The sequence below is a fragment of the Candidatus Bathyarchaeota archaeon genome (assembly GCA_026014805.1).
Classification (GTDB): domain Archaea; phylum Thermoproteota; class Bathyarchaeia; order Bathyarchaeales; family SOJC01; genus JAGLZW01.
On the sequence record JAOZHR010000020.1, the window covers coordinates 1 to 12,706 of the forward strand.

14 protein-coding genes, 1 tRNA gene and 1 pseudogene are annotated in these 12,706 nt (G+C 42.9%); 10 read left to right on the forward strand and 6 right to left on the reverse strand.

What is annotated here, in order from left to right:
* Positions 1-35: 35 nt before the first annotated feature.
* Complete coding sequence (locus NWE91_04590) at positions 36-362, reverse strand: methionine--tRNA ligase (protein ID MCW3985670.1); 327 nt, start codon at positions 360-362, stop codon at positions 36-38.
* 132 nt (positions 363-494) lie between these two features.
* Between NWE91_04590 and alaXM the strand changes: the two genes are divergently transcribed.
* The 3 genes from alaXM to NWE91_04605 all read left to right on the forward strand — a co-directional run bounded on the left by alaXM (position 495) and on the right by NWE91_04605 (position 2,178).
* Positions 495-1,202, forward strand: a complete 708-nt coding sequence (gene alaXM / locus NWE91_04595) for an alanyl-tRNA editing protein AlaXM (protein MCW3985671.1) — start codon at positions 495-497, stop codon at positions 1,200-1,202.
* Positions 1,203-1,742: 540 nt separating this feature from the next.
* Positions 1,743-2,000: a hypothetical protein gene (locus NWE91_04600; GenBank protein MCW3985672.1), complete on the forward strand. Its 258-nt coding sequence runs from the start codon at positions 1,743-1,745 to the stop codon at positions 1,998-2,000.
* A gap of 103 nt (positions 2,001-2,103) precedes the next feature.
* Positions 2,104-2,178 (forward strand) — tRNA-Ile (locus NWE91_04605).
* 49 nt (positions 2,179-2,227) lie between these two features.
* On the opposite strand, the gene NWE91_04610 is transcribed toward NWE91_04605, so the two are convergent.
* Complete coding sequence (locus tag NWE91_04610) at positions 2,228-3,625, reverse strand: MBL fold metallo-hydrolase (GenBank protein MCW3985673.1); 1,398 nt, start codon at positions 3,623-3,625, stop codon at positions 2,228-2,230.
* Positions 3,626-4,067: 442 nt separating this feature from the next.
* On the opposite strand from NWE91_04610, the pseudogene albA reads away from it, so the two are divergent.
* Positions 4,068-4,340 (forward strand): annotated as a pseudogene (albA, locus tag NWE91_04615) (DNA-binding protein Alba).
* Positions 4,341-4,634: 294 nt separating this feature from the next.
* On the opposite strand, the gene NWE91_04620 reads toward albA, so the two are convergent.
* Complete coding sequence (locus tag NWE91_04620; GenBank protein MCW3985674.1) at positions 4,635-4,781, reverse strand: hypothetical protein; 147 nt, start codon at positions 4,779-4,781, stop codon at positions 4,635-4,637.
* A gap of 108 nt (positions 4,782-4,889) precedes the next feature.
* On the opposite strand from NWE91_04620, the gene NWE91_04625 reads away from it, so the two are divergent.
* Entirely contained in the window at positions 4,890-5,033 is a 144-nt protein-coding gene (locus NWE91_04625) for a hypothetical protein (GenBank protein ID MCW3985675.1), read from the forward strand.
* A gap of 95 nt (positions 5,034-5,128) precedes the next feature.
* Here NWE91_04625 and NWE91_04630 read toward each other — a convergent pair whose 3' ends face one another.
* Positions 5,129-5,689, reverse strand: a complete 561-nt coding sequence (locus tag NWE91_04630; GenBank protein MCW3985676.1) for a TATA-box-binding protein — start codon at positions 5,687-5,689, stop codon at positions 5,129-5,131.
* 403 nt (positions 5,690-6,092) lie between these two features.
* On the opposite strand from NWE91_04630, the gene NWE91_04635 reads away from it, so the two are divergent.
* The 3 genes from NWE91_04635 (at position 6,093) to NWE91_04645 (ending at position 9,299) form a co-directional block, all read left to right on the forward strand.
* Complete coding sequence (locus tag NWE91_04635) at positions 6,093-6,536, forward strand: hypothetical protein (protein ID MCW3985677.1); 444 nt, start codon at positions 6,093-6,095, stop codon at positions 6,534-6,536.
* A gap of 503 nt (positions 6,537-7,039) precedes the next feature.
* On the forward strand, positions 7,040-8,050 hold the full coding sequence (locus NWE91_04640; GenBank protein MCW3985678.1) for an aminopeptidase: 1,011 nt from the start codon (positions 7,040-7,042) through the stop codon (positions 8,048-8,050).
* A 250-nt stretch (positions 8,051-8,300) separates the two neighbouring features.
* Positions 8,301-9,299, forward strand: coding sequence for a pyridoxal-phosphate dependent enzyme (locus NWE91_04645; protein ID MCW3985679.1), 999 nt, complete (start codon positions 8,301-8,303; stop codon positions 9,297-9,299).
* A 143-nt stretch (positions 9,300-9,442) separates the two neighbouring features.
* On the opposite strand, the gene NWE91_04650 is transcribed toward NWE91_04645, so the two are convergent.
* Together NWE91_04650 and NWE91_04655 are read right to left on the reverse strand one after the other, a co-directional pair.
* Positions 9,443-9,652: a hypothetical protein gene (locus tag NWE91_04650; protein ID MCW3985680.1), complete on the reverse strand. Its 210-nt coding sequence runs from the start codon at positions 9,650-9,652 to the stop codon at positions 9,443-9,445.
* Positions 9,653-9,670: 18 nt separating this feature from the next.
* Positions 9,671-9,979 carry a translation initiation factor gene (locus NWE91_04655; GenBank protein MCW3985681.1) on the reverse strand — a complete coding sequence of 103 codons (309 nt, stop codon included), beginning with the start codon at positions 9,977-9,979 and terminating at the stop codon, positions 9,671-9,673.
* A 297-nt stretch (positions 9,980-10,276) separates the two neighbouring features.
* Between NWE91_04655 and NWE91_04660 the strand changes: the two genes are divergently transcribed.
* The gene (locus tag NWE91_04660) at positions 10,277-11,131 is read left to right on the forward strand and encodes an OB-fold nucleic acid binding domain-containing protein (GenBank protein ID MCW3985682.1); all 855 of its coding nucleotides are present in this window, start codon (positions 10,277-10,279) and stop codon (positions 11,129-11,131) included.
* Between the two features lie 156 nt (positions 11,132-11,287).
* The gene (locus NWE91_04665; GenBank protein MCW3985683.1) at positions 11,288-12,589 is read left to right on the forward strand and encodes a TrpB-like pyridoxal phosphate-dependent enzyme; all 1,302 of its coding nucleotides are present in this window, start codon (positions 11,288-11,290) and stop codon (positions 12,587-12,589) included.
* The last annotated feature ends 117 nt before the right edge of the window (positions 12,590-12,706 follow it).

The window sequence follows — 12,706 nt, forward strand, 5'->3', positions numbered from 1 at the left end:
CATCAATCACCAATTTGCCTATCTATGTACGTGTATTAGCTTATTTTGCTTCCTTGCTCGATATCCTTTTCAGGCTGGAGACATACAACGTTTCCTTTGTCATTTTCAGCGGCTAAAATCATACATTGGGATTCTATGCCCATGAACTTTCTTCGCTGAAGATTTAAGATGAAGGCATACTTTTTGCTCACTAATTCTTCAGGTTTGTGCCATTGTAGAAGACCGGCAACTGCTTGCTTTTTTTCGTTTCCGAAATCCACAATCATTCTTATAAGATTTCTCGAACCTGGGATTTGGTTGGCTTCCAAAACTTTGCCGACTCGCATATCAAGCTTCTGAAATTCTACAAAGGATACTTCCATTTAAGTCCATCCATCTTTAGAATTTCATAGTTGGTAACTGACGAACTTATGTATTTCGCGTGTGCAGGCAAGTCGAAGTATGAAAATATTACTTATATGCGCGCGCACCTCATTGTCAAGGGGATTATTTCTATGGCTGAGGCCCTATATTTGGAGGATAGTTACCTCCGTGAGTGTGATGCTACTGTTGTTTCAGTGAAAGATGGTAAATATATAGTCTTAGATCAAACTATTTTCTATCCTAAAGGTGGAGGACAACCGTGGGATACTGGGAAGATCATGAAAGGTGATGAGGTTTACGATGTTGTTTATGTTGGCAAGTTCTCTGGGGAGATTTCTCATGAGGTTGATCGTATTGGTTTGGAATTTGGGGATAATATTCATTGCCTTTTGAATTGGGATAGGCGGTATAAGCTTATGCGAGCACATACTGCAGCTCATGTATTTGCTTCTCTTCTATGCATTGGTACAGGGGCGCTTATCACTGGAAATCAGCTTGAGGAAGATAAGATCCGTTTTGATTTTAGCCTTGAAAAATATGATCGCGAGATACTTGCAGAGTATATCGGGAAGGCTAATGAACTTCTTGGGAAAGATATCCCAGTAAAATCGTATGAAATACCAAAAGATGAAGCTATGAAGATTCCAGGCATCGTGAAAATGGCAAAAGCTCTCCCTCCAAATGTTCCTAAACTCCGCATTGTCGAGATAGTCGGTTTGGATAAACAAGCTGATGGAGGAACCCACGTTAGAAACTTGAAAGAGATAGGACATATAAAACTACTTAAGACTAAGAACAAAGGGAAGAATAATAGAAGAGTCTATTTCGCACTTGTATAGAAGCAAGCGATTGCGACGTACATCCTTTGGATAAGACTTCTATAACTACCCTAACATCTTTGAACCAGCTACAAATGGAGAAATCATCCGCAAACCCCCCAACCCCACACACAACTGAAACTTTTTTCTGTTCTTCAAGGTTCTGATGAGGGTTTCACGTTTGCGTCGTGCATTTGTATCTTGCCAATGGGCTCTTTTCTAGAGGGGGAAGTCTGTTTTTGCGACGTACATTATGTTTATTATCCATTTAGAACAATCGTTGCACGCGCTAAACAAGTGACGCCGAGCTATATACACTCAAAAGCCTTGAGCCCAATTCTTGCTCCAAAGCCAAGCTTCAAAACTCTAACGCCAAAGACGAAAACTTAGAGGGGGGGGGAGGGGAGGGGGGGGTCGGTCGGTAGCAAAACCTTCCGCTGAAGTTTTGTTATGGCGACGTACATCATAACCTTACCATTTCTCTCTGAGAGTCCTAACTGGAAAGATTAAAGCCAGAGTTTTTAGAAGCATCTTAAACAGCAAAACCCTCGCCTGCTACAAATACATTTTCACACCTTCCGCCACTGGAAAGCAACGATGGAATACGCCAAGACAAAGGACACACTACACGTAATGAGGCTACTTGACCACAAAAACATCAACACAACACTGCTCTACACTCAGTTGGTAGTCTTCAAATCAGATGAATACCATACTGCAACGGCTCAGAAGGTTGAAGAGGCTCAAAAGCTTGCTCAGGCAGGCTTCGAGTATTTCGATAGTCTACAAGGCGTTCACATCTACCGCAAGCGGAAGTGATATTATAGGAAAACTAAGCGTTTACCTCGCAAAACTAAGCGCTTATTTCTGAAAATGCTTATAATTAACAGTGGTTTATTCTAATTTTGCGACGGTGAACCGCGGGCCGGTAGCTCAGCATGGCTGGAGCGTTCGGCTGATAACCGAAAGGTCGAGAGTTCAAATCTCTCCCGGCCCACTTCAGAATTTTCTTGGACCACTGTTTCAGATTTTCTTTTAGTGGTTACTTACGTTTTTTGAAGAGTCTCCAAACTGTATTCTTTTCCGTATCTAATCGTCTGAACGTTACTGCTTATCTTCTTGAACAATTGCTGGTTTTCCGTGTGTATCGGAAAAATTTTCTTCGGCTTAATGTAGTTGATTAGACCCGTTAATTGATCTCTGTTTAGGTGGCCGGAAGCATGCAGTTGATGAAACTGCATTTTAAAATGGTTGAGCCAGTTATGCATTACCTGATCTTCAATGTCTTCTTCACTGTAAGGTTCACTCATGCTGTGGATAAAATGGCTGCCTGGTTTCGGCTTAATGTCAATTAGTTCTGCAAACTGATAAAAATCCAAATCCATGACTAGCTTGCTCTGATTTTTGTGCACAAACTCATAGGTCGTCATTTTCTCCGTGAAATCTCGCTCCCAAACATAATAGTCCTTTTCCTCGAATCCTCCGGATTTTTTCCGTTTGTAGTAAACCAGAATATTTTTGTCCTTAAACGGGTCAGGAAGATCAAGGCGTCTATCTTCTACAAGTCTGCTTAGCAAATGAGCGGTTTTTAGAGAAATAACAATCTTTCTATCGTTGCTCTTAGCCACGTTGTAGAAACTTCTGAACCGGTCCATATCCCTACTGTAACGAGTAACAAACACAATCTTATTTGTGGAAGAAACAACGTTACTGCTTAACTTCTCAACCTGCAGCTCAGAATAGTTTTTTCGTTTTTGCTTCTCGACCATTTTAGTGCCTTCGCATATCATGGCCACTGGTTCAGATTCACGCGCTTTGTCTGCGAACTCTTCAGTCATATCCTTCCTAGGGCCGTGAGCCCTAAGATCTCCGGTGTATACGACTGTGCCTTCAGACGTGTGAACCAAAAAGCCATACGCAGCAGGGATTGAATGATCAACATGAACAGGCTCCACTAATATGTCACCGACCTTAATTTTGTCTCCAGTCCGAAACGTCTCATACCAACGCTGTCCGTAACTGCAGAAACTGCTGGTCTTCTCCATCGCCTCCAAAAACAGTTTGGTGCCCTCACCAAGATACACAGGTATTTCCGGGTCTAAAAACTCGATATGTTTTACGTGATCGAAGTGGGCGTGGGACAAAAACACAGCGTCAAACCTTGGCTTCACATAAGGAACATCCGTGAACTGCAGTTGCTCCTTCGCATACAAACCTTTCAACTTCGGCAGTAAACCAAGCTCAAAATAATCCCCTAACCCGTTGATGGCTCGTGGAGACAGCCAACCCGAAAAAAAATCACAGCCCAATGTGAAAGATTGACCGAAATCCAAGAAAACCCTGACACCGCCATCTTCTAACAAGACCTTGTTTCCACCGATCTCATCCACTCCGCCGTAAAACGTCAAACTCACCATTCCAAACAGACCACCATCAATACTCACTCAACTACACATTTCAAACGATTGTTCTAATCGTTTAGCAGTTCTAAACTTAAAACCTTAATTCAGAAACAATCAACCTAAAAAATGGTGCGCGCGTTTCAATTTGACAGGATTTCACCTTTTACCATTCATCCGCTTCATCCTATCAAAAAAGGATGAGTCAAGGTATGTGTGTTGTGGTAGTGGCAGTCTAAGTTTTGCGCGCACATTCTTTCTTTATTGATTTTGTCATGCTCATACGCGTGCCTGTTCATGCCGCATCCTTATACCATAACATTTAAGACCTATGCTTCTAATGAACAAGCCTAACAACAACTGGTGTAAATACATGTCAGATAAAGAACAAACCGAAATCGAGGCATCTGCTGAAAAAGTGGAAAGCGAAGAGGCGACAAAGGAAAAAGAAGTTGAAAGCCGCAAAACACCTCGCAAAGATCGCAAAGACCAAAACACAGTCTACATTGGAAACAAACCTCCAATGAATTATGTCATGGCAGTCATCACAGCTTTCAATATGAGTGACACGGATGAAGTCGTCCTGAAAGCGCGAGGTCGCGCCATAAGCACAGCTGTTGATGTTACCGAAATCCTCCGCAACCGATTCTTCAAAGACGCCACAGTCCACGCTATCTCCATAGGTACAGAGCAGATCACACCCAGAGAAGGCGGCAACCCGAGAAACGTCTCAACAATGGAAATTATCATTAAAAAATGAGAACCATTGGAGAAAACAGATCCGCCTATCCACTCTATTTTTGTAGAGGTGACGGTTTCTGCGCACGCGGTGTTCTTGGAATAATAAAAAATGAATCCGCGCACAACTGCAATGCCAATGCGTGCGCATACACTTTTCCATGACCCACATTATTCTCTTCGCCATATGTTATAGGGGCATTGGTTCCAACAGTATCTGCCACCTTTAAACACACACCCTTTGCATTCTGATCTGCTAAAAGATTTTTGTTTCCTCATAAACTCCCAAATAAAAACTGTCAAACTGCTTTATGAATTATCCCTTTGGGCGCCCCCTAACATGCTTCTTGTAATGAAGTAGTTTTTCTCTTTCTTCTTTTGGCAGGAGAAAAGCAGGTAGCGTCTTTGTTTTCCTTGGTCGACCCCAATTCTTCAGGGTAGTAACTTTGATTTCCTCTGTCAAGAATCACCCTCCTATTATCACGTGGTGAAGGGAGGTTCGATTTCTACCTTAGACTATTTAAGTTTAGTGAACACAGTAGATAATTCGAAGCTTATTGGTGATTTGGGTATGGGGAAAAAGAAGCTTTCACGTGTAAAGAGAAGGATGTTAGAAAGACAGAGAGAACCACCCATATATAGTTCTGAAAGTCTTCGTCAAGCATATGAAAAGGAGACCAGGTGGGTAAACAAGGTTCAAAAAAGAAAAGAGTGATGGTCACACAATGGATTCCTTAAACCCTTCACGCTGATGGGGATATTCTTGATTATTCTGCGCGCCCATAATCTTTTGCATATCTGGCGGGCAGATTATTCGTAAAATATCAGTTGCTGTTCTTCGAGTATCCTATGAAGCTTGTGCACGGCGTCATGGACGTCCTGTTCTCTTTTGCCTCCAGTGCAAACAAGGTTCCCGCTTGCGAATATCAGTATGACCACTTTAGGTTCGCCCATCCTGTAGATCAAGCCTGGAAACTGCTCTGGCTCATACATCGCTTTTCCAAGCGTGAAAACTGCCTTCTCCAAATCTATCTTTCCACCTAACCTTGCAGAAGCAACGATGTTCACAACCTTCAAGTCCGGCTTGCCGATGATGATTATTCCGCCCTTTTTCAGTTCTTTAACAACTGTCATAACAGCTCTCCGGGATTCCTTCTCCGATTTTGCTCCTGTGCAAACCATTTTTCCAGTGCTAAAAATCAACGTAGCCGTCTTCGGTCTCTTAAGCCTAAACACAAGTCCCGGAAACCGTTCTGGGCGATATTCAACCCCTGGATAACCTTTCACAACAGCGTTTAAGTCAATCTTCTGGTTTAAAGTGGCAGAAGCAACAACGTTTTCAATTTTTATTTGGGCTTTAGTCTTTGGCATTAAACACCGCTCGTATAGTGAAGTGTTTAAACACCTATTATAAAGCCTTAGATTCAAGAGGTGGATATTTCTCTGCACAACTTTTTTTGTTTTTTTGCGCGCGCATTTAGATCTTGAAGAAAGTGACGATGAGGTTTAAACCGTTGCAAATCATCGTACCCTAGGAGCGAGAAGCTGTCTTCAACTCGTTGAAGAAGCACCTGACAGAGTTGAACGCAATCATTGATAACCCTGCTGTGCCTACGAAACTGAAGTTACGCGCGATGGCTGTAACAGTGTAAGTGGCGGAGGCCGTGAAAGGCATTTTGAATGATGTCGAGCTTGAAGAGCTAGAGCCCCAAGTTGCAGAGTTGAGACAGGTTGTGGAAACCGAACTTAAGAGAATATCCTCACGCAGTTGGTAATGAGGGTGCTGTTAAGGAATGCGACGCGCGCGCGCGCCTTTCTAAAAGCGGCTCACATCGCTGAGAAAAACGGATTTAAAATAATCCATGGCATCGTAGATTCGTTATGGATTAAGAAGGAAGACGCATCACCTCAGAACTACATCGACTTATGCAAAGAGATAAGTGGAAAAATTGGGGTGTCTTTGAACTTTGAAGGTCGATATAAGTGGATAGTGTTCCTTCCCTCTAGAATTCATCCCAACGTTGCGGTGTTGAACCGTGACTATGGCGTCAAAGAAGACGGCAAAATCAAAGTTAGAGGAATAGAAGCACGAAGAAGGGACACGCCTAAATTTGTGTATGATGCCCAAATGGAAATGATCAAAACCTTAGCCACAGCAAACAACGTTAAGGAATTCTATACGAAAATACCCGACGCCTTGAATATAGTTAGAAAATAGAGAAAAAGGCTTATCGAAGGAGAAATTCCAATTTGGGACTTAATTATCACTAAGCGACTCTCCAAGCCTTTAGACAGCTACAAACAAAAAGTCAGCCAAGTCATCGCCGCTGAACAACTTCTAAAAGAGGGAGTTAAAGTACCCGCTGGAAAGAACGTTAGATTCCTTTTCACCAGTGCAGACAACAAACATTATGAACGAAGAGTTAGAGCAGAAGAACTAATTGAAGAAAACATTTACTCTGACGTTAAAAAATATCTTTCGCTTTTGTATATAGCAGCCTCAAACTTACTAAGCCCTTTTAGCTATTCAGCAAAAGACGTCTACGACTCAGTTAGAGGCCTTCAATGCGCAAAACTCGTCCAGTTCTGACCAAAGCCACACTTGTTCTTCATCATAAGTGGCACCACGCCACAACAGACTCTGAGTTCTCGTAACTAGTTTTACGCGCATACGCAAAGCTTATCTGAATTGTTCACGTCGGCTTTTGTGAGATGACATTTATGCGCACTTGGAAAGCTGCTAAGAATGCTCTTGAGTGTGTCTTTGAAGCTGTTGTCGGGGAAAGAGCCGTCATAGTTTGTGATGATGATAAAGCAGAAGTTGGAGAGGCTTTCTCTCGAGGGGCGTTAGCTTTAGGACTTTGGGGAAGACTTGTTACTCTAGAAACAACAAAAGGGTTCAGAAAAGAGGTCCCCAAACATCTTCTCGAAGTTCTAAGTGCAAAGCCTGACATATACATTAACCTGCTACGAGGGATTAGAGAAGAGACGCCGTTCAGAATCAAGCTTATTCATTTAGAGACCAGGGACAAAAGGTCTCGTCTGGGACACTGCCCAGGAGTAACCTTAGATATGCTTAGTGAAGGGGCCTTAGCGTTGACTGTGGAAGAACATGAAAAGATGCAGGATTTTGCGCAAAGGCTAATGTTAAAATTAGATCAAACAACTAAGGTTGAAGTAACATCTCCTTCAGGCACCGAGCTCACATTTAGCACCGAGGGAAGACCATTCTTCACCGACACCGCCATTGATTGGAAGAAGATGAAATGGATGAACCTGCCTACGGGAGAGGTCATAGTAGCACCTGTTGAAAACTCGCTGGAAGGCACACTTGTATGTGACATGGCTATCGGCGGAGTTGGACCCTTGAAAAGCCCTGTTGAGTTTATAGTGAAAAAAGGCATAGCGAAGGATACTAGTTCACAAGACAAGGAGACGTTGCAGCAAGTTAACAATACCATGGAGACGGATGCATGGGCAAAAGTTGTAGGTGAGTTTGCTTTCGGAATAAATCCCAAGGCGAGGTTCGTTGAGGAATTTCTGGAAGCAGAGAAAATTCTCGGGACAATCCATATTGCCTTTGGACACAACACTGACATGCCTGGCGGAAAGAATCCGTCCAGCAACCACATGGATTTACTGGTCTCTGAGCCAACGGTAAAAGTAACCAAGAGAAACGGAGAGATAATAGAAGTTCTGAAAGATGGAGAGTTTAAAATTCGGTGGAAATGAACACATACATACGCGTAGGCATCATTGAACTTTAATCTCCCAACCTATCAACCTCATTTCATCCACATTCACTTCATGTTTGCGACGTACATCGTATGCACCACTGGCAAGAGGTCAAATCCCACGCACCCGTTACAAATTAACTCATGAACGGGCCTACTCATGATTTCCAAATACTTTTCTAGTTAGAGACAGAGACGTACTCGAAACAGTTTTCTATGGAAGGCTCCACTTTAGTTTCGGTTACAGCGTGATAAATCTCAGAGATGTAAAAGATGCAAGAGAAACAATAAGAAATCTAGTCAAGAGAACACCTCTAGTGCGTTCTCAATCTTTAAGCGATTTTTGTGAGGGGCAGGTGTACCTGAAACTTGAAAATCTGCAAATAACTAACTCTTTCAAGATAAGAGGCGCTCTTAACAAGATGCTGCATCTGAATATCGAAAAAATGAAACAAGGAGTTGTCACCGCCTCTACAGGAAACCACGCCCTAGCAGTTGCCATCGCCGCAGAAAGGTTAAACATTCCCGTCAAAATAATAGTTCCAGAGAATACGTCTAAGGCGAAAATCGGTAAAATCAGGAAACATAATGTAGAACCAATTCTATACGGAGAAATTTACGACGAAGCAGAACAGAAAGCGATAGAGCTAGCAAGGAAAGACGGGTTAATCTATATCTCTCCCTACAACGACCGATTTGTTATCGCAGGGCAGGGAACAATTGGACTAGAAATTCTTGAAGATTTACCAGATGTCGATACTATAATAGTGCCTGTTGGAGGTGGAGGTTTAATTTCAGGAATAAGCCTCGTCATAAAAACCGTTAAACCGGCCGTGAAAATTTTGGGAGTGCAATCAGAGGCTTCGCCAGCCATGTATGAATCATTGAAAGCCGGCAAAATTGTTGATGTAGAAATGAAGGAATCTATCGCAGATGGCTTGTTTGGGGGTATCGAAAAGGGATCTCTCACGTTCGAGATTGTCAGAAACTATGTTGACGAGCTCTTGTTGTGTAAAGAGGAAACAATAAAAAGAGCAATCTGTTTGCTTTGGGCTAAGGAAAAACAGGTTTCAGAAGGTGCGGGAGCCGCTGCTATTGCTCCAATAATAGAAAATAAACGCGTGTTCACGGCAAAAACGGTCGTTGCTGTGATAAGTGGAGGAAACATCGAAGAAAAGCTCTTCCGTGACCTAGTAGCTTCAGAAACGAACAATCGTACGCGCAAAAACATGCGACCTGAGAATTGAATTGACGATTTGCATCTCTTGTTACAGCTCATCTAGAACAAGGTAGACTGCGGAGGAAATTTCCACGCTTTAGTGGGGTTTATGTCTCTCTATGTTAATTTTTTAGTTCTTTACTCTGTTTTGCAGAGAATATCGCGAGTTGGTTATTTACTCTGTTTTTCTTCTTCCATTTCCAGCGTTAATGAACCTTTGTAGCCACATTTCTCGCATACATATTGCTCCGGCAGAAGCCAAAGATCGAATTTACTTGACAGATGTATGTATGGGTTGCCGCATTTCGGACAGTGTTTTCTGGTTGGATTTCTACGTTTCAGACTGCTAAGCATTTCACGCAAAGTTCGTAGCTTACTCAAGTTTTGTTCGCCTTGGCTTCATTGAAGTTCTATGTTTTGTTCCGGAAAACCTAGCCGCATGAGAAATGTTTTGACTCTGTCTCGGTGGTCTCCTTGAAGAATTATTTGGTTGTTTTTGGCGGTTCCGCCGCATGCACAGAAGTTCTTAAGCTTCTTCGCTAGTTGTCCAAGGTCTTGGGTTTTATCATCAATGCCCTCGATTATTGTTGCCGGTTTTCCCCATTTGCGGCTTTCTCGGCGTATTTTTATGCGTTGTTGTTCCTTGCTGATTTCTCCGCACACACATATGTCTTTTGGGAGTCCGCATGTTGGACAAATTTCTGCCATGTTGCTCAACTAGCTAAAGAATGTTGGCGATATTTAAGATTTTCAATGCTAAAATATGAACTTGGACAGTATGGAGTTTAGCGCGTTTAACTGTGTAGGTTATTAATTCGTTTGTCTGGATGCACGCGTGCAGGCGAATTGAGCAAGTGCATAAAGAATAGCGGCATTCGTGCGTAAGGCAAGAATTTTGACCTGAACAGTTGCTTTGGGATTCTAAAGCAGGAAGGAAAAATATGTGAACTTAAATAAGCTTATGGCAAATTATCCATGTGTGTTAGGCATCGTTGTGAAAATAGAATGGTTGTCGAAGAAATAATACAGCGCATCCTTTCGCATCAGCATGGTTTGACTCGTGAAGAAGTAGTGATGGCTATAGAGAAGAAGAAGGATGCTAGTGGAGGATTCCTGACAGATGAAGCCTCTGCGCGGCTGGTGGCCACAGAGTGTGGAGTGAAAATTGAATTTAAGAAGCCCCTTCCAAGAATTTACATTCGCCAGCTTGTTTCTGGCCTAACTGATGTAACTGTTTCTGGTCGTGTACTGCTTGTTAGCACGCTACATGTATTTCCTCGACCAAACGGAGACGGTCAGGTAGCACGGCTTCTAATTGCAGACAAGACAGGTTCTATTGAGGTTGTTTTATGGAATGAAAAAGCAGAATTCACTAGGAAAATTAAACTTAGACAGATAGTCAAAGTCTCGCATGGATATGTTCGGCGGTCTAGACGTGGCGAGATGGAATTACATGTCGGACAGCGAGGCGGCATCCAAGTTGCTCCTTCTGACGTAGAGGCAAGCGACTTCCCCTCTATCAATGATTTCGTCGAAAAGATTGCTAATATAACTGAAGTGCGCAGAAAGGTCAACGTAGAAGGAGTGATTCAAAGTGTATATTCAGCGTCCACATTTCAGCGGCAAGATGAAACACAAGGTCGAGTAATGCGAATGGTGCTAAAGGATAAAACTGGGCAGATTCCTGTTGTGTTTTGGAATGAGAAGGTTGAAAATGTGGTTGACGCGAAGGAGGGAATGGCTGTTTTGCTGATGAATGTGAAAGTGAGAAAGAACCGTCGAGATGGACTGCTAGAGTTGCATGTAGATGATTTTGCTAATGTAGAAATTCTAGATAGCCCAGAAAACTTCCGCATTTAATATTTGAAGGGAAGGTAAGGACAGCTTTTATTGAAGGAACTGCAGCTAGAAACCCTACACTTAGAAATCACTACTAGAAGTTGAGCAGTAATTGTGGAAACATTTATTTCAAGAAGCTACGCACAATATACCTCTCTCTTGAATTGGTGAGTGAATATGGAAACAAATCAGATTTCTCTTCCCGTCGACGAATTACCTAAAAAATGGTATAATATTGCGCCCGATCTGCCGGAGCCTTTGCCTCCTCCTAAAGAACCTGAAAGTGGGCCTTCTCGGATGGAATTTTTAGGGAGGACGATGGTTCATGAATGTTTAGGACAAGAGGCTTCTACTGACCGTTGGATTCCCATCCCTGAGGAAATTAGGGAGCTCTACATTCAAGCTGGCAGACCTAGACCTTTGAATAGAGCAAGAAGACTTGAAAGGCAACTTGGACTGAAAAAGGTAAGGTTGTATTACAAGCGTGAAGACTTGTCACCAACTGGGTCTCATAAGGTGAATACTGCCCTAGCTCAAGCCTATTTTGCCGCGAAGGAAGGCAAGACAGCGTTGGTGACAGAAACTGGCGCGGGGCAGTGGGGTAGCGCATTGTCCTACGCAGCAAGGTTAATGGGGTTAGATTGCGTGGTTTTTTGGGTCAGAGCGGTTTATAATTGGAAGACTGATCGTAGGACGTTCATGAAACTTTTTGGCGCGACAGTTCATGCTTCGCCTAGTAAAGAGACGAAAATAGGCAGAGAGTTGTTGGCTAAGGATTCGAATCATCCGGGTTCGTTAGGAATTGCAGTTTCTGAAGGGCTAGAATGTGCCAGTTCGCGTGAAGGTTCAGTTTATTGTTTAGGTTCAGTGTTGAATCATGTCCTCATCCATCAGTCAGTAATTGGCTTGGAGACCATTGAGCAGTTCAAACTAGTGGATGATGAACCCGATTTAATTGTGGGTTGTCTGGGTGGAGGTTCGAATTTCGGAGGGATTGCATTGCCTTTTGCAGGTGAAGTTTTGCATGGTAAGCGTGAGTGCGAGTTTTTGGCAGCGCAGTCTAACGCTGCTCCTAATCTTGTGAAGGGAGAGTATAGGTATGATTTTGGGGATGTTGCTGAGCATACTCCATTGTTAAAAATGTTTACATTAGGTCACCGTACTGAGATGGTGCCGATTAGAGCGGATGGGCTACGGTATCATGCTGCTGCACCGTTAGTGAGCGCGTTGCGAAACCGTAACATGGTGAAGGCGGTGGCATATCCAACGGATGAGAGAGTGACTTTTGAAGCGGCGAGGATATTTTTACAGAGTGAGGGATGGTTGATTGCACCAGAATCGGCGTATGCAGTAAGAGCTAGCATAGATGAGGCTTTGAAGGCGGAAAAAGCAGGTGAAGAAAAAATTATTTGCATGAATATTAGTGGACATGGTTTTTTGGATATAGAAGCGTATAGGGACAAGCTTAATATTAGCTGAGTAGGCTGGCATTGTTGGTTCGCCTAGACTAGATCCTATGCAATATGCTCTAATAGAGCCTCAAACAAAGTGCTGATGACTGTCGTATATGATTGTTTTAGCACATCAAAACGAAAG

Bases quoted from the DNA above. Each gene is read 5' to 3' on its own strand.
- NWE91_04590 (MCW3985670.1), bottom strand. From the start codon at position 362: ATGGAAGTATCCTTTGTAGAATTTCAGAAGCTTGATATGCGAGTCGGC.
- alaXM (MCW3985671.1), top strand. From the start codon at position 495: ATGGCTGAGGCCCTATATTTGGAGGATAGTTACCTCCGTGAGTGTGAT.
- NWE91_04625 (MCW3985675.1), top strand. From the start codon at position 4,890: ATGGGGAAAAAGAAGCTTTCACGTGTAAAGAGAAGGATGTTAGAAAGA.
- NWE91_04630 (MCW3985676.1), bottom strand. From the start codon at position 5,689: ATGCCAAAGACTAAAGCCCAAATAAAAATTGAAAACGTTGTTGCTTCT.
- NWE91_04635 (MCW3985677.1), top strand. From the start codon at position 6,093: ATGAGGGTGCTGTTAAGGAATGCGACGCGCGCGCGCGCCTTTCTAAAA.
- NWE91_04640 (MCW3985678.1), top strand. From the start codon at position 7,040: ATGCGCACTTGGAAAGCTGCTAAGAATGCTCTTGAGTGTGTCTTTGAA.
- NWE91_04655 (MCW3985681.1), bottom strand. From the start codon at position 9,979: ATGGCAGAAATTTGTCCAACATGCGGACTCCCAAAAGACATATGTGTG.
- NWE91_04660 (MCW3985682.1), top strand. From the start codon at position 10,277: ATGGTTGTCGAAGAAATAATACAGCGCATCCTTTCGCATCAGCATGGT.
- NWE91_04665 (MCW3985683.1), top strand. From the start codon at position 11,288: ATGGAAACAAATCAGATTTCTCTTCCCGTCGACGAATTACCTAAAAAA.